The organism is Chitinophagales bacterium, assembly GCA_041392475.1.
In the GTDB taxonomy this organism is placed as follows: Bacteria; Bacteroidota; Bacteroidia; order Chitinophagales; family UBA2359; genus JAUHXA01.
In genome coordinates this window covers 1,767,348-1,784,760 of record JAWKLZ010000002.1, presented here as the reverse complement: position 1 = coordinate 1,784,760, position 17,413 = coordinate 1,767,348, and the positions used below count along the sequence as shown (strand labels likewise).

The window sequence follows — 17,413 nt, the reverse complement described above, 5'->3', positions numbered from 1 at the left end:
AATGAAGTTTGATATTAATTCGCCTAATGCTATCGTTAATTTTGCGAAAAAATTGAAGGGAGAAACTTTAAGAAAAATCTGTGGGGAAGAAATTGAGACACATGACTATAAAGGAAAAGGGAATTTTGGTCAGATACTTGAAAAATTTTACTTTGGTTATGAGCCTAATTCAAATTCTGAACCTGATTTTAAGGAAGCGGGCTTAGAACTGAAAACTACTCCATTAAAAACATTAAATAAAGGTGCTTTTCGTTCCAAGGAACGTCTTGTATTGAATATTATTAACTATTTAGAAGTACATAAAGAACGATTTGAGGAAAGTTCTTTTTTGAAAAAAAATGCTCACCTATTGTTAGTTTTTTATCTATATGAGCAGGAAAAAGACTTATTGGATTATTTAATCAAATTAGTAGATGACTGGACATACCCAGAAGAAGATTTAAAGATTATCAAAAAAGATTGGGAAACCATTACCAACAAAATAAAAGAAGGAAAAGCCCATGAACTATCTGAAGGAGATACATTCTATTTAGGTGCTTGTACCAAAGGTGGTAAAGGGGGAAATTTGAGAAGTCAACCTTTTAGTGCACTCAAGGCCAAACAAAGAGCTTATTCGCTCAAACAAGGGTATGTAAATCATATAATTGCAATACTTTCAGGAAAAACAGATGGGTCTTATGGAAAGATTATTATTCAACCCAAAATTTTAGACGAGATTCCCTCTTTAGAAGATATTGTAATCAGTAAGTTTCGACCTTATTATGGAAAGTCCTTAAGTGAAATTATAGCTGATTTCAAGCCAAAATTGAATAAAAGAGCAAAAAATTCTTTAGCTGATTTAACAAAAGTCATGTTAGGAATTGAGTTGGAAAATAAAATTGAAGAATTTGAAAAGGCAGAAATAATAGTACGAACCATAAGAATCAAAGAAGGTGGTTTACCTATAGAGAATATTTCTTTTCCCCCGTTCAAATATAAAAGTTTGATAAAAACTAATTGGGATAATTCGGCTTTGAAAAAAAAATTGGAGCAAAAATTTTTCTTTGTTTTTTACGAGTATAAAGGAAGTGAGCTTTTTCTTAAAAAAGTAAAGTTTTGGAATATGTCTTATGCCGATATTCAAGAAACAAAAGCAGTTTGGCAAAGTATGATTGAGAAAATCAAACGAGGAATGATTGTTAGGGAAGTTACAGATAAAGGAATTAGACGAACCTATTTTCCTAAAAAAACAGAACATCGAATTTGTCATGTAAGACCTCATGCAAGAAATGTAATGGATACTTATCCGCTGCCAGTAAAAGATAAGTTAACTGGTTGGGATACCTATACAAAACATAGTTTTTGGCTAAATGCCAGTTATGTAAAAAATGAGATATTTTTGAAGTAAAAAAACGAATAGAGGCTCGTTCCGCATTTTTGATTTCCCCCTCTCAAACCCTTACCTTGCAGTACGTATGAAAAAACCACTAAATATACTCAAAGAATACTTCGGCTATCCTGCCTTTCGCAATCAACAAGAGGAGATTATACAAACCGTATTAGAAGGAAAAGATACTCTGGTACTGATGCCAACGGGAGGGGGAAAGTCCATTTGTTACCAAATTCCTGCAATGGTCAAAGAAGGTTTGTGTTTGGTCGTGTCGCCTTTGATTTCACTGATGCAAGATCAAGTCGAGGCATTGAAGCAAAATGGGATTTCGGCCGCTTTTATCAATAGCACGCAAACAGTAGCAGAACAGCGGTATATTGCCGAACAATGTTTGCGGCAGGCAGTGAAACTACTGTATATTTCCCCCGAAAAAGTAACCACTGAACGTTTTCAGAATTTTTTGAGAAGTCTGCATATCAACTTGATAGCGATTGACGAAGCACACTGTATTTCTTCATGGGGACACGATTTTCGCCCTGAATATGGGCAGTTAGGAGAATTGCGTTTGCGATTTCCCGATATTCCGATGATTGCACTTACTGCAACGGCAGACGAATTGACCCGCAAAGACATTTTGGAACAACTCAAGCTACAAAACCCACAATCTTTTGTAAGTTCATTTGACCGCCCAAATCTTCGATTGGAGGTAAGACCGGGGCAAGATAGAATCAAACAAATTCTATCGTTTTTGGAAGACCACAAAGAAGAATCGGGCATCATTTATTGTTTGAGCCGAAAGAGTACGGAGTCACTTGCCGAAAAATTGCGGAAGAAAGGTTTTAATACCGCTCCTTATCACGCCAAACTTCCAGACAACCAGCGAGCTCAAGTTTTGCGGGATTTTTTGCGAGATGATGTGCGGATTGTCTGCGCTACGATTGCGTTTGGAATGGGCATTGACAAATCAAATGTGCGTTTTGTGATTCACTACAATTTGCCCAAAAACATCGAAAGTTACTACCAAGAGATTGGTCGAGCAGGTCGGGACGGTGTGGACAGCGAGACAATTTTGTTTTATACCTATGCCGATGTGATGATGCACCGCAAAATCATTGAAGGAGAGGCATCCAAAAAGCAGGCATTGAAGGTTGCGAAATTGGAGCGATTGCAGCAATTTGCAGAGTCGAATACCTGCCGTAGAAAAGTATTGTTGTCTTATTTTTCGGAGTCATCGAATAAGGATTGTGGGAATTGTGATGTATGCAGCAATCCTCGTGAAACCTTTGATGCTACAATCATTGCCCAGAAGGCTTTTTCTGCAGTTTACCGTTTGCAGCAAAAGGTGGGCATTAAAACCGCAGTGGATGTATTAAGAGGTTCTCATGCTCAACACATTACTTCAAAGGGCTACCATACCATCAAAACGTTTGGCGTGGGTAGAGATATTTCTTATTTTGATTGGCAAGAATATTTTCACCAACTCATCAATCAGAATTACCTCACGATTGCGTATGACCAACACAATGCACTCAAACTGACTCCTAAAGCCAACGAGGTGTTGTATAAAAAAGAAAAAGTCTATTTGGTACAGGCAGATAGCAAAGTAGCAGCTACACCGATTCCTACCAAAACGAAAACAGAACAGGCCTCGGATGCTTTGTTTCAACGCCTTAGAAAACTTCGCAAAATTTTGGCAGACGAACAACAAGTGCCACCTTATGTGGTCTTCAATGACGAAACACTCAAACAGATGGCTGCAAAAAAACCTACGAATCGGGAGGCGATGCTAGAAATCTCGGGTGTGGGTTTGCGAAAAATGGCGTTTTATGGAGAGGATTTTATGAAGGAAATCACAGAGTTCGTGGCATCCGAAAAGCAAAATCTCAGCGAGACCTATCTCACCACCTTTGAACTTTTTGAAGCGGGCAAAACACCTGAGGAGATTGCCAAAGAACGAGATATAAGCCAAGCAACTGTTTTGAATCACTTGATTAAACTCTATAAACACGATTATAAAGTGGATCTCAGTCGCTTAATTGGTGAGGAGGAATTGGAGGAAATTATAAACATGGCAAAAAGCATCGAAAAACAAAATGAAGAAGGGCGTTTGAAGCCTGTTTTTGAAGCATTGGAGGGAAAATACAACTACGACAAAATAAGGATTGGGATGCAACTGATGTAGTTTTGTCACACTTTTTTCATTTCTTCACCTTGACTATCAAAATGCAAAAACTGGCACAGATTTCGCCATTTTTGAAATAGTTCACTTTTAAACCACACCATAAATGTATAGTCCAAATGTCCATAGATTAAAGCCTATAACAATTGGGAATACTTTACCTTAAAACTCCAAAACAGTAGTACGATGAAAAAATCGCTCGCAGCCTATATATTTCTATTTGCTTTTCTTCTCAGCTCTTGTAGCAGTCAGAAGGTGGCAACTTCAAGCAGTTCTGTCTATCCTACGGCCAATACTGGACACAAAAAATTTGTAGCAGGTCAAACAAATGAAGAATCTGGCTCTGAAACCATGCGCTTGGATAGCTTGAAAGCACGTATGGCGATATTGGAAGCACAATTAGAAGCCATCAAAGCAGGTGAATCTAGCAAAAGCAAAAAAGCTGCTCAAAAAGAAGCAGCTGCCATAAACAAAGAAATCGAAAAGGTAGAGGAAGAAGTAGCTGCAACAGCAACAACAGATGCTCCTAAAAATGGGCAGAAAAAATTTGTAGCAAAACCTAAAACAAAAGAGGAAATCGCTGCTGCAAAAGAAGAGAAATCTGCAACGAAAACACCTTCAAGCCCTGCAAAAAAAGATACCGAAACGGCTGCAAATACCAACAAATCAAAAGATAAAGATAACAAAACGGTAGAAACACCTAAAACACCTTCAAATCCTGCAAAAAAAGATACCAAAACAGCTGCAAACACGGCTAAAAAACCTACGCCAAAACCAACTCCCAAGCCAGTTGCTCCTCCAAAACCACAAGTGGTTTACAAAACCATCACCGAAAAGGTATTGGGTAACTTCTTTATGGATGGTTCTACTTCCAGCCAAAACATGTTTTGTCTGCACAAAACAGCACCTGTCGGTACACAAATAACAGTAACTAATCCAATGAACGGAAAGCAACTGACGTTAAAAGTTCTTGGAAAACTACCTGATTTGGCAGAAGATATGGGCGTTGCCATCAAAATCACTTATAGTGCAGCACGCCAACTCAATTTGCGAGACAATCGTTTTGAATTGAAGTGTAGCTACAAAATGGCTTTCACCGTTGATCCAATTACAGGAGCAAGTGTAAGTGCTAACTAGCATAATAAGAGTTTTTAAAAAAGAACAGACACCTCAGGCTATATGCCTCTAAAACCTCCAAAATTTGTATAAATCTTGGGGGTTTTATTATTTTTGAAATTTGAACTCGAACTTTCACTTATGTCCCGAACCGTAAAATTTCTGATTGCCCTTTCCATTGCGTTTTCTCTTTTTTTGGTAAGTGGTTTTTTGCTGCCCAATCACTATGAGGTACAAAGAGATATAATAATAGACGCTTCCTTTGAAAATATTTACCCTTACTTGTCCGACTTGAAGAAATGGGAGGATTGGACAGCTTGGAGCAAAAAAGAAGATCCAAGTTTGCAGATGCGCTATGAGGGCAGTGAAACTGGTCAAGGGGCAAAACAAATATGGAAGGGCGACAAAATGGGCGATGGCGAATTGATGCTAACCGAAAGCAATATAGGAGATGGCGTGTATTATGTGATGAAAATGAACGAAGGAAATATAGAAATGAAAGGGAGTATCGTATTTCGTGCTGCCGAACCTACCCAGACCAAAGTGTTGTGGACGGTAAGCGGACAATTGGGGAACAATCCCATTTTTAGGTATTTCGGGCTGTTGATGGACAACATGATTGCCAGCGATTTAGAGCAAGGATTGACCAATTTGAAGACAATGGTAGAAAGTCAAAAAATACAAGAATGAAATGCGGTGAAAGGAAACTTCGGAAGTTTTATTTTTCAAAAAAATCATCCGCTATTTTATCAATAGTCAAATCTTTTGAGATAAAACTTCCGAAGTTCTTAAAAGTCATTCCTTTAGTCATTATCAATTACAACACCATATCATCCACCATTTCCAAATATTCCTTGATTGGCACCATTGCATCTTTGATACAGCCATCTTCAAAAGGAGAATTGAGGTTGGCATAGTCGACCAATTTCAAAAACGATTGACTGCCACCCGCTTTACAGAGTTTCACATAATCCGCAAAAGCATCCTCACGGTTTTCATTCGCTCGCTTCCAAAACTGAAAAGCACAAACTTGAGCAAGCGTATAGTCAATGTAGTAGAAAGGCGTAAAGAAAAGGTGCGCTTGTTTCTGCCAAAAGCTCCCTTCCTCCAAAAAATCATTGTCTGAATAATCCATCCACGGCAAATATTTCTTTTCGACGCTACGCCAAGCCGCTTTTCGCTCTTTAGGACTCGCTTCAGGATTTTCATACACGAAGTGCTGAAACTCGTCAATTGATACACCATAAGGCAAAAAAAGCACCGAGTCATTCAAATGCTCAAATTTAAACTTTTCGGTATCGTTTTTGAAGAAACTCTCCATCCAGGGCCATGCAAAAAATTCCATGCTCATCGAATGAATCTCACATGCCTCATACGTTGGCCAATTGTATTCAGGCACTTGATAATTGCGGCTCATATACACCTGAAAAGCATGTCCCGCTTCATGTGTCAATACATTGATGTCGTGCGAAGTACCATTGAAATTGGAGAAAATAAAAGGAGATTTTTGGTTGCTGATATAATTGCAGTAACCGCCCGTAGCCTTGCCTTTTCTGCTCACCAAATCCATCAAATCGTTGTCCAACATGAAGTTGAAAAACTCATTTGTTTCAGGCGAAAGATCCGCATACATTTTTTTTCCATTTTCTACAATCCAATCGGGATTGCCCTTAGGAGTAGGATTTCCAGTGTTGAAAGTCAATGAAGTATCGTAATACTTCAATTTATCCAAGCCCAAACGTTTGGCCTGTCTTTCACGCAGTTCGGCAGCCACAGGCACCACCTCCTCCAATACCTGCTGACGGTAATTTGCCACCATTTTGGCATCGTAATCGGTTCGCATCAAACGATTGTAGGCAAGCGGCACATAGTTTTCATAACCCAATTTAGTCGCAATTTGGTGGCGAACCTTCACCAACTCATCAAAAATGCGGTCAATTTCCGCCCCGTTTTTTTCAAAGAAGCCCCATTTAGCCTCACTCGCACGCTTGCGAACATCCCTATCCAAGTCTTGCTCAAAAGGAGTTAACTCCTGCAAATTGCGCTCTTTTCCTTCAAACAAAATCTTTGCAGAAGCTAGCAATTTGGTATAGGAACTCGCCAAATGATTCTCTCGCTTCAAATCTTCTACCACTTCGGGTGAAATCGTTTTGATTTTAGCTGCTGCAATGTCAAACAACTGCTTACCCCATTTTTCTTGCAATGCTTCTCTGAATTGAGAATCAATCAATGCTTGGTAAAACTTGGATTCCAGTTCTTGAAAAACAGGTGATTGTTCGTCAAAGAACTGCTGCTCCGCAACATACTGCTCATTGGCTGTATCTTGCGTATAACGAATTGCAGCAATTTGATTCATGCTGTCAAAAGACGAACGCAATTTGTTGATTTGTATCATTGCCTCACTTTGGGCATCCAATTCGCTCGCTGCACTAAAAGTTTGTATCGCCGCTTCAAAACTCGCCTTGAAAGTAGGCATATCTGGACGGCTGTACTCAAAATCGTTGAATTTCATAAGGGTATTTATTTTTTGTTTGGCAGCGAAATTAGGGAAAAATTCCTTTTTTTTTACACAACATTAACGCTATCCATTTCCCTCCACTCTTCTATCACACAATCTATCTCCAACTTAGTATGCGCCATTCCCTTCTCCTTTTTCTCCAAAAAACCAACGCCCAACAAATAAACCGTTTTGTTTTTTGCTGCATACCCATCCGCATATCCTTTCTCCTTGATTTGCAGCATCGCTCGTTTCATCAATTTTTCCATCGTTCCCTTTCGAGCAAACTTAAATTCAACGATATACAATTTATCATCAAACTCTATCACTCCATCAATTCGACCGTCAATTGTAGAACGCTCCGACAACATTTCTATGCCAATCAAGGTGAAAACCATCTGAAAAAGAGAATGATAGTATGCCTCATTCGCACTTTCTCGTAGTTGATAAGGAATCACTGCAAAATAAGACCGCAATAGCTTCAAAAACATCGCTTTGTCAAACATTCGCAATGCCCTGTGCATCATCAAAGCACCTGTTTGAATTTGGTGACGAGGCATCTTTGCATACTCCTGTATGATGTGGGCTGCAAAAGACCAACGCACCTCGTGATTGGGATAATTAAGCCTATAATAGGATGTCAAATCTTCGTAACCTATATCGGTAATAGTCAGATAACCCGTTTGAAACAACAAACCCTCAACACTTAAATTCTCCAATTCAGCCGCATCAAATATTTCCTCCGTTACCTTTACATTCTCATAAGCAGTAGGTTCTTTTTTGAGTGCATTGTCCTCCATTCTTGCCCTTTGAATAATCAAATCAATCAACAAAGTAGGTGTTCCAGATTTGTACCAATAATTCTTGAATTCCAAACGATTGCAGAGATGCACAATCGAATAAGGATTATAGACCTTATTGATTCCATCCCAAGAATAACCATTGTACCAATGTTTGACCGCTTTCATCAAGTCTTCGTGAGAAGAAAAATTGAATTTTTGTTGCAATGCTCCCAAATAATCTGCAAAACTGTTTTCCACATCTTCTTGTGTCAAACCCACCACATCGTTCAACTCAGGCATCAAACTCAAATCATCCACATTGTTCATACCAGAAAAAACCGAAACCTTTGCCAGTTTAGAAACACCTGTGATGAATACTTTCTCCAAAAAATTGTGTTCAGCCTTCAAAGAAGTATAAAACTCCTTCAATACTCTCCGATTTTCTTCTGCTTTGATGGGGTTGTTGATAAAATCGGTTATGGGCTTGTCGTATTCATCTACCAATACAACTACTTTTTGCCCTATTTTCCCATACAATAGTTGTAGCAATTCACTTAAAGCGTCTTTATAATTCTTCTTACTAAGTTCTATGTCGTATTTTTTAGCACTCCATTCTAATCGTGTATTAATACTATCTTCAAAAGTTTGTTGGTCATTGCTATAGTGCATCCCCGAAAAATCCAACCGAATCACAGGATATTCTTTCCACTCCCATTTGTCATACACATACAAACCTTCAAATAAGTGCTTTTTGCCTTGATACAAAGCCTCCAAGGTGTTCACCAACATTGACTTACCAAATCTTCGAGGGCGAGATAAAAACAAATACCTACCCGTATTCAGTAAAGTCAGCATTTGTTTCGTTTTATCTACATACAACAATCCATCTTCTCGAATTGCTTCAAAACCAGATTCAGTAGTTGGTAATTTTTGAAATTTGCTCATGCTACAAATTTAATCAAACGTGTCAAGCTTTCAAAGCATTATAAAAACGGCTAAAATTATCGTCAATTAAATCATACTTATACATTCTTCTATCACACAATCTATCTCCAACTTAGTATGCGCCATTCCCTTCTCTTTTTTCTCCAAAAAACCAACGCCCAACAAATAAACCGTTTTGTTTTTTGCTGCATACCCATCAGCGTATCCTTTTTCCTTAATTTGCTGCATAGCTCGTTTCACCAATTTTTCCATCGTTCCCTTTCGAGCAAACTTAAATTCAACTATATACAATTTATCATCAAACTCTATTACTCCATCAATTCGACCGTCAATTGTAGAACGCTCCGACAACATTTCGATGCCAATCAAGGTAAAAACCATCTGAAAAAGGGAATGATAATACGCCTCATTTGCACTTTCTCTTAGTTGATAAGGAATCACTGCAAAATAAGACCGCAATAGCTTCAAAAACATCGCTTTGTCAAACATTTGTAAGGCATCCCACATCTGCAATGCGCCTGTTTGAATTTGATGTCTCGGCATTTTTGCATATTTCTCCAAAATATTTGCGGCAAACGACCAACGAACTTCGTGATTCGGATAGTTGAGGGTATAGTAAGGGGTGAGGTTTTTATACTGAATACCCGTAATGGTCAAATAGCCTGTTTGAAACAACAAACCCTCTACACTTAAATTTTGCAACTCCGCAGCATCAAATACATTTTCTGTCACCTGCACATTTTCATATTCTGTCGGCTCTTTTTTGAGTGCTTCGTCAGAAATCCTTGCTTTTTGAATGATCAGGTCAATCAGTAAAGTAGGCGTTCCCGATTTGAACCAAAAATTATTGAATTGCAGCCGATTGCAGAGGTGAACAATCGAATAGGGATTGTAAATCTTACCAACGCCATCCCAAGAATACCCATTGTACCAATGTTTTACCGCTTTCATCAAGTCTTCGTGAGATGCAAAATCGAATTTTTTCTCCAATGCCGTCAAATAATCCGCAAAATTGGATTCTACGTCTTCTTGTGTCAAGCCTACAACATCATTCAAATCAGATATCAAACTCACATCATCCACATTGTTCATCCCCGAAAAAACCGAAACTTTCGCCAATTTAGAAACCCCCGTAATAAATACTTTTTCCAACAAACGGTGTTCTGCTTTCAGGTCGGTGTAAAACTCCTTCAATACTCTCCGATTTTCACCTGCTTTGGTGGGATTGTTGATAAAGTCGGTTATAGGCTTATCGTATTCGTCAATCAGGACTATTACTTTTTCCCCTATTTTCTCATGTAATAGATAAAGTAATTCACTTAAAGCGTCTTTGTAATTCTTCTTATTGAGTTGTAGCTTGTATTTTTTAGCAATCCATTCTAAACGGGTATAGATACTCCTTTCAAAATTCTCTTGATTATCGCTATAGTGCATCCCCGAAAAATCCAACCGAATCACAGGATATTCCTTCCACTCCCATTTATCATACACATACAGCCCCTCAAACAAGTGTTTTTTGCCTTGATACAACGCTTCTAAAGTATTCACCAACATAGACTTGCCAAAACGCCGAGGACGAGACAAAAACAAATAACTGCCTTCATCCAGCAACCGCAACATTTGTTTGGTTTTGTCGACATACAGTAATCCCTGCTCTCGAATTGCTTCAAATCCCGACTCCGTAGTTGGTAATTTTTGAAATTTGCTCATGCTACAAATTTAATCAATTGCCTTCAATTCGCTGCCATCGAAGCAAACAAAACGACCTTTGCAAAAACAAGAAAACGGAAGTTTTCAAAACTTCCGTTTTCTATGTACAAACATTTAGCGAACCACCGCCAATTTGTTTTGCAAAATGATTCTGCCCTTCAAAGACAAAGTAGCCAAATACATCCCCTCCTTCAATTTCAAATCCAAACCTCCCAAAGACACCTCTTTTGTGTTGGCTGCAATGGGATAAGTCGCCAACAACCTGCCTGTTACATCGTGGATTTGGAGCAAATCGGCAAGGTGATTCCCCAAATATAGTTTGCTGTCGGCTGAAATAGGATTGGGATAAATGATCCTATTTTGAGGAGGGAGGAGTGAAACTTCTTCAATGTCGGTGTACACATAATTCGGCGTAACTCGAATCAACTCACTTCCACAACCTGGCTCCAAACAGCCCATGTTATCTACTTTTAATATCCATACATCGGGATTGTTTTCCATATTATGAATATTTCGATAAGCACCTGCCAAAGCAAAGCCTCCATCTAAAGTCAAACACATATCTTGAATACGCCAAGAATAATCTCCTTCTTCTCCTTGATAATTTCGTTCCCAAAGAATTTCCCCTTGTGGAGAGACTTTTGCCAACCAAGCTGTATTGTAAATCTCTGATTCGGGATGGTTTTTATTGATGCCTTGCACCATGATATGCCCGTCTTCTAATTCGTAAATGCTCGCCACATATTTCTCACGGTCTTCATTGAAGTAGGTCATCCATTCTACATTGGCTTCCTCGTCTAACCTACCTACATAGTAGGGGTATTCAGCATTTCCTTCGTTGATGATTGTATCCATGCAGCCATTTATAATATACCCTTTTTTGATAGAGGGTATGATATATGCTCCACAATTGTCTTGATTAGGGCTGTATAATATTATTTTTTTTAATAATTCATTTCCCATATCATCTAACTTCAAAAAAATGGTAGCAAAATGTCCCGTTGGTGTATCAGAAGTGAGTCCACTTATTAAGATCTGTCCAGAACCTTCTATTCTTATATTTGCAGAAACATCTCGACCAGGTCCCCCGAAAGTCCTTTGCCATTGAAAATTGCCCTGAGCATCTGTTTTGACCACATAAATATCCTCCCCTCCATTTCCAAAACTTTCTGTAGAACCAACAACTACCAAACTACCATCGGGCAATTCTGCAGTGTCCCAACCAATATCCCTTCCCTCTCCTCCAAATTGTCGGGTCCAAAGGGTATCGCCTTCGCTGTCAAACTTCAATAAAAAAACATCGGGAACGCCATTGTCGGCATACCACCATGTTCCCAAAGTAAATCCACCATCTTGTGTGGGATTCAAGGTGCCTCGATAGCCTGGTTTTCGATGGTCGTATTGTTTGTTCCAAATCACATTGCCCAAAGAATCGGTTTTGAGTAACTGCATACAGTCTTGCCAACTTGGATTGATTAAACACAAACTCGCAATGACAAAACTACCATCGGCTAATTGAATAATAGACCAAGCCTCTTCGCTGTTCTGATTATTATCAATAGTGACAGAAAAGGTGGTTTGGGAAAAAATGTGGAAGGGAATGAGCATCCATACAAACAATGAATAGAATTGGTACATCATAAAAAGGTTGTTTTATAAAGACATCGAAAGTTTTCAAAACTTCCAATGTCTCCAGAATGAACTAAGTATTGGCAGGAGGTATTTTTCGGCATGATAGAAGTATTGATAATTGCTAATATACACAAAAAATGAAGTATTGAAGCGTTATTTTTTGAAAAAACTGAAAACAAAAACCATCATTTTGAAGACAAGATTTTATAAAAAACTCAACAAAAACACTATTTCAATACAAAATTCACAAAATAATCTCCAAAAATTCTGTTTTTATCAAAAAATACACTTTCTTTGAATAAAGAAACAATATTTTCATATCAAAATCAATCATACAATGCAAAACTCCATTCACGACGACCCACCTTATCAGCGTGGCTGTGTGCAACAAGCCTACGATAGAACCTCAGAAGTAGAAGGGCTGTATATCCCCGAAATGGAGAAAGATGCCTGTGGAATAGGCATGATAGCCAACCTCAAAAACCAAAAATCACATCTATTGATTGAGCAGGCGATTACGATGCTCGAAAACATGGAGCATCGTGGAGCGTGTGGTTGTGAACCCAATACAGGAGATGGATCGGGTATTATGATTCAAATGCCACACGATTTTTTGAAAGAAGAATGTGGTCAATGGGGTTTTGAACTGCCCGAATTTGGACACTATGGTGCAGGAATCGTATTTTTCCCAAGAGAAGAACATTTGAGAAACCGCTCCAAAGAGTTGATTGCGATGTATGCCAAACAACTCCATTTGCAGGTCTTGGGCTACCGTGAGCTACCAACTTCTAATGAAGGAGTAGGAGATTCTGCTTTGGCAGTAGAACCACATAGCGAACACATTTTCATTACTTCCGACAAATATACTTTTTTGGATTTGGAGCGACGGCTGTTCATTTTCCGCAACTACATCACCCGTGAAGTACGCAATATATTACTCGAAGCCAAAGATTTTTACATGCCTTCTTTGTCCTACAAAACCATGGTTTACAAAGGACAATTGACCACTTACCAACTGCGTCCCTACTTTGCAGACTTGCGAGATACGAGAGTAGTATCAGCCATTGCAGTGGTTCACTCCCGTTTTTCGACCAACACTTTCCCAAAATGGCGATTGGCACAACCGTTTCGATACATTGCCCACAATGGCGAAATCAACACCATCAAAGGAAATTATAATTGGTGGCAGACCAAAGAAATTATGCTCAAATCGGACTTGTTCACCCAAGAAGAGTTCGCCATGTTGTTTCCGATTTGTGACCCAACCCAATCCGATTCCGCCATTTTCGACGATGTGGTGGAATTGTTGACACTTTGTGGTCGCTCCTTGCCGCATGTCATGATGATGATGATTCCAGAAGCATGGCAAGAAAACACCTTGATGGACGACGACAAACGAGCTTTCTACGAATACCACAAATCGCTGATGGAACCGTGGGACGGTCCTGCTTCTATCTGTTTTACAGACGGTAAAATCGTGGGCGCAACGCTTGACCGCAATGGTCTCCGCCCTTCCCGCTACTGCGTCACCAAAAACGGACACTTGGTATTGGCTTCCGAAGTAGGCGTATTGCCAATTCCGCCTGAAGACATTGTATATAAAGGGCGTTTGCAGCCAGGCAAAATGTTGGTGGCAGACCTCGAACAAGGGCGCATTATCAGCGATGAAGAATTGAAGAAAGACATCTGCACCCGTCAGCCCTACCGAGAGTGGTTGAAGAAAGAAAAACACACCATTGCAGATTTACCGCAGTCTATTGATGCTTCGCACAAACTCTATAAAGCCTACGATTCCAAAGAGTTGTTTCTTCGTCAGCAAGCATTTGGTTATACCAAAGAAGACTTGACGTTTATTTTGGCACCGATGGTAAAACAGGGAGATGCACCGCTTGGCTCAATGGGTTCTGATACACCTTTGGCGATTTTGTCAGACCAAAGTCAACATTTGAGTCACTACTTCAAACAGTTGTTTGCCCAAGTGACCAACCCTCCAATTGATTCAATTAGAGAACGTTCGGTGATGTCGCTTTTCACACAAGTCGGCACACACCTCAATGTTTTAGAGGAAACACCTGCCCATTGCCGCCAAATTCACATTCCTCAGCCTGTGTTAACCAACGAAGAATTGGCACAACTACTCTATGTACAACATACGTACTTCAAAGCACGAAAAATCAACATTTTCTTTAGAGCCGATGGACGCAAAGATAGATTGGAGTATGCAATAGACCGAATTTGTATTGAAGCGGAGGAAGCTATCAAGCTGGGTGCCAATATTTTGATTCTCTCAGATAGGGTTGTTACCGAACTTTATGCACCCATTCCTTCGCTCTTAGCTACGGGTGCGATTCACCACCACCTCATCAAAAAAGGCTTGCGTGCTAAGGCTTCAATTGTAGTAGAAGCAGGTGATGTACGTGAAACCCATCATTTTGCGACTTTGATTGGTTTTGGAGCAAGTGCGGTGAATCCTTACCTTGCCTTGGAAACACTGACAACATTGAAGGAATACAAATTTGTACCAGAAGATTTTCCGCAAGAAAAAATGATGAAAAACTACATCAAAGCGGTCAACAAGGAACTGTTGAAGATTTTCTCCAAAATTGGCATTTCTACTTTACATTCTTATTGCGGTGCACAAATTTTTGAAGCCTTGGGGCTTTCCAAAAAAGTGATAGAAAAATGCTTCAAAGGCACGATTTCACGCATTGGCGGTTTGGACTTTGATGGCATTGCTAAAGAAGTATTGATTCGCCACAAGCTGGCTTTCCCTGAGTTTCCGATTCCTGCTCCTCGACTCGAAGTAGGTGGTCTGTATCAATGGAAAAGACGTGGAGAATTTCACCTTTTCAATCCGCAATCCATTCATTTACTGCAATATTCGACTCGCCTCAACGACTATACCGCCTATCAAAAATACGCCAAAATCATCAATGACCAATTGAAGAAAGCCTGTACACTTCGGGGCTTGATGGACTTCAATAAAAATCGCCCATCTATTCCAATTGAAGAAGTAGAGCCTATTGAAAACATCTTCAAACGTTTTGCAACAGGTGCAATGTCTTTTGGTTCCATTTCTTATGAAGCGCATACAACGCTGGCGATTGCAATGAACCGCATTGGAGGCAAAAGCAATAGTGGAGAAGGGGGTGAAGATGCGAGCCGTTATCAACCTTTGGAGAATGGAGATTCGATGCGTTCTGCCATCAAACAAGTGGCTTCGGGGCGTTTTGGTGTGACGACTGAATATTTGACCAATGCCGATGAACTGCAAATCAAAATGGCTCAGGGTGCGAAACCTGGAGAAGGTGGACAATTGCCTGGTCATAAGGTCAATGAGTGGATTGGTGAGGTGCGACACTCTACGCCAGGTGTTGGCTTGATTTCTCCACCGCCTCACCACGATATTTACTCCATTGAAGATTTGGCGCAGTTGATTTACGACCTCAAAAATGCGAATCGTGCCGCAAGAATCAATGTAAAACTGGTGTCTGAAGCAGGTGTTGGAGTCGTTGCAGCAGGAGTAGCAAAGGCTCATGCAGATGTGATTTTGATTGCAGGACACGATGGCGGAACGGGGGCATCTCCTTTGAGTTCTATTCGCCATGCAGGTTTGCCGTGGGAATTGGGTTTGTCGGAAGCACACCAAACTTTGGTGAAAAACAAATTGCGGAATCGGGTGACGCTTCAAACGGATGGTCAAATTCGCACAGGTCGAGATTTGGCGGTGGCAACTCTTTTGGGTGCAGAAGAATGGGGTGTTGCAACGGCTGCTTTGGTGGTAGAAGGCTGCATTATGATGCGAAAATGCCATTTGAATACCTGTCCTGTGGGCGTAGCTACTCAAGATGAAAACCTGAGGGCTCGCTTCAATGGCAAAGTGGAATATCTTATCAATTTCTTCACTTTCTTGGCGCAAGACCTTCGTGAGATTATGGCAGAATTGGGTTTTAGAACCATCAATGAAATGGTGGGTCAGGTGGACACATTGAAGGTGCGTGAAAATTTACCGAATTGGAAAGCGGAATATCTTGACCTTTCCCCCATTTTACACCATCAAAAAGAAGGAGAAGAAGCGGGTCTTTACAAACAAATCGAACAAGACCACGGTATTGAGGAGGTGATAGATTGGAAGTTGTTGGAACTCGCAAAACCTGCTTTGGAGAAAGGCGAAAAGGTGTATGCGGAATTGAAGGTAATCAACACGGATAGAACGGTTGGGACAATGCTCTCCAATGAAATTGCCAAAAAATACGGCGGTGAATATTTGCCTGACGATACGATTCATCTAAAATTCAAGGGTTCGGCTGGACAAAGTTTTGCAGCTTTTAGTGCCAAAGGTATTACGTTTGAATTGGAGGGAGAAGCGAATGATTATTTTGGTAAGGGTTTGTCGGGCGCAAAATTGAGGATTTATCCAGATAAAAAAGCGGTTTTGAAGGCTTCTGAAAACATGATTATCGGCAATGTGGCTTTTTATGGAGCGACTTCTGGTGAGGCGTATATTAGCGGCAAGGCTGGTGAGCGTTTTTGTGTGCGAAATTCGGGTGTAACTGCTGTTGTTGAAGGTATTGGCGATCATGGCTGTGAGTATATGACTGGCGGACGAGTAGTGATTTTGGGTGAAACTGGGCGCAATTTTGCTGCTGGAATGAGTGGTGGTATTGCTTATGTTTACAATCCAAACAATACCTTTAAGGCTCACTGCAATGATGATGCGGATTTTGATGAAATGGGTGAGGATGACTTTCAAGTTTTGAAGGGAATGGTGAGTAGTCACTTGGAATATACGGATAGTGAGGTGGCGAAAGAGCTTTTGGAGGATTGGAGTGAGGCTGTGAAGAGTTTTGTGAAGGTGATGCCTGGTGATTATAAGCGGGCATTGGAGGAGCAGAGGGAGAAGGCGAATATTGAAGAAGTAGAACCCAAAAGAGTTATTTCTGTAAATAAGAGGAAAGAGGGGCTGGTTTCTGTTTCTTAAATTCTACTTCATTAGATTTCAATAGAACAAAAAAAGCCCGACCTGTATATTCTAATACAGGTCGGGCTTGCATTATTTTTGGGTGCATCTCAAATTGTCGCAAGGTGGAACTGAACGGTATCGGTACGCTGTACTTTCTATTTACTTCTCCAATAATGTCCTACAAACATGGTCAGAGCTACGCTCCTGATAAGCAATTCCT

The 17,413-nt window shown here is 40.0% G+C and carries 9 protein-coding genes; 5 read left to right on the top strand and 4 right to left on the bottom strand.

The window, feature by feature from the left end:
• Position 1 precedes the first annotated feature (1 nt).
• The 4 genes from R3E32_20500 (at position 2) to R3E32_20485 (ending at position 5,354) form a co-directional block, all read left to right on the top strand.
• Positions 2 to 1,387: a Sau3AI family type II restriction endonuclease gene (locus R3E32_20500; protein ID MEZ4887123.1), complete on the top strand. Its 1,386-nt coding sequence runs from the start codon at positions 2 to 4 to the stop codon at positions 1,385 to 1,387.
• 67 nt (positions 1,388 to 1,454) lie between these two features.
• Entirely contained in the window at positions 1,455 to 3,551 is a 2,097-nt protein-coding gene (gene recQ / locus R3E32_20495) for a DNA helicase RecQ (protein MEZ4887122.1), read from the top strand.
• Positions 3,552 to 3,734: 183 nt separating this feature from the next.
• The gene (locus R3E32_20490; protein MEZ4887121.1) at positions 3,735 to 4,685 is read left to right on the top strand and encodes a hypothetical protein; all 951 of its coding nucleotides are present in this window, start codon (positions 3,735 to 3,737) and stop codon (positions 4,683 to 4,685) included.
• A gap of 120 nt (positions 4,686 to 4,805) precedes the next feature.
• The gene (locus R3E32_20485) at positions 4,806 to 5,354 is read left to right on the top strand and encodes an SRPBCC family protein (GenBank protein ID MEZ4887120.1); all 549 of its coding nucleotides are present in this window, start codon (positions 4,806 to 4,808) and stop codon (positions 5,352 to 5,354) included.
• Between the two features lie 127 nt (positions 5,355 to 5,481).
• On the opposite strand, the gene R3E32_20480 is transcribed toward R3E32_20485, so the two are convergent.
• From R3E32_20480 to R3E32_20465, 4 genes are all read right to left on the bottom strand, one after another.
• Positions 5,482 to 7,176, bottom strand: a complete 1,695-nt coding sequence (locus R3E32_20480; protein MEZ4887119.1) for a M3 family oligoendopeptidase — start codon at positions 7,174 to 7,176, stop codon at positions 5,482 to 5,484.
• A 53-nt stretch (positions 7,177 to 7,229) separates the two neighbouring features.
• Positions 7,230 to 8,888: an AAA family ATPase gene (locus R3E32_20475; protein MEZ4887118.1), complete on the bottom strand. Its 1,659-nt coding sequence runs from the start codon at positions 8,886 to 8,888 to the stop codon at positions 7,230 to 7,232.
• Between the two features lie 66 nt (positions 8,889 to 8,954).
• A complete protein-coding gene (locus R3E32_20470; GenBank protein MEZ4887117.1) occupies positions 8,955 to 10,598 on the bottom strand; it encodes an AAA family ATPase in 1,644 nt (547 codons plus the stop codon).
• Between the two features lie 114 nt (positions 10,599 to 10,712).
• Positions 10,713 to 12,239, bottom strand: a complete 1,527-nt coding sequence (locus tag R3E32_20465; protein ID MEZ4887116.1) for a T9SS type A sorting domain-containing protein — start codon at positions 12,237 to 12,239, stop codon at positions 10,713 to 10,715.
• 328 nt (positions 12,240 to 12,567) lie between these two features.
• On the opposite strand from R3E32_20465, the gene gltB reads away from it, so the two are divergent.
• Positions 12,568 to 17,211, top strand: coding sequence for a glutamate synthase large subunit (gene gltB, locus R3E32_20460; protein ID MEZ4887115.1), 4,644 nt, complete (start codon positions 12,568 to 12,570; stop codon positions 17,209 to 17,211).
• The last annotated feature ends 202 nt before the right edge of the window (positions 17,212 to 17,413 follow it).

What these genes read in the sequence shown, in the direction of transcription:
- R3E32_20500 (MEZ4887123.1), top strand. Translation starts at nt 2, where the DNA reads ATGAAGTTTGATATTAATTCGCCTAATGCTATCGTTAATTTTGCGAAA.
- recQ (MEZ4887122.1), top strand. Translation starts at nt 1,455, where the DNA reads ATGAAAAAACCACTAAATATACTCAAAGAATACTTCGGCTATCCTGCC.
- R3E32_20490 (MEZ4887121.1), top strand. Translation starts at nt 3,735, where the DNA reads ATGAAAAAATCGCTCGCAGCCTATATATTTCTATTTGCTTTTCTTCTC.
- R3E32_20485 (MEZ4887120.1), top strand. Translation starts at nt 4,806, where the DNA reads ATGTCCCGAACCGTAAAATTTCTGATTGCCCTTTCCATTGCGTTTTCT.
- R3E32_20480 (MEZ4887119.1), bottom strand. Translation starts at nt 7,176, where the DNA reads ATGAAATTCAACGATTTTGAGTACAGCCGTCCAGATATGCCTACTTTC.
- R3E32_20475 (MEZ4887118.1), bottom strand. Translation starts at nt 8,888, where the DNA reads ATGAGCAAATTTCAAAAATTACCAACTACTGAATCTGGTTTTGAAGCA.
- R3E32_20470 (MEZ4887117.1), bottom strand. Translation starts at nt 10,598, where the DNA reads ATGAGCAAATTTCAAAAATTACCAACTACGGAGTCGGGATTTGAAGCA.
- R3E32_20465 (MEZ4887116.1), bottom strand. Translation starts at nt 12,239, where the DNA reads ATGATGTACCAATTCTATTCATTGTTTGTATGGATGCTCATTCCCTTC.
- gltB (MEZ4887115.1), top strand. Translation starts at nt 12,568, where the DNA reads ATGCAAAACTCCATTCACGACGACCCACCTTATCAGCGTGGCTGTGTG.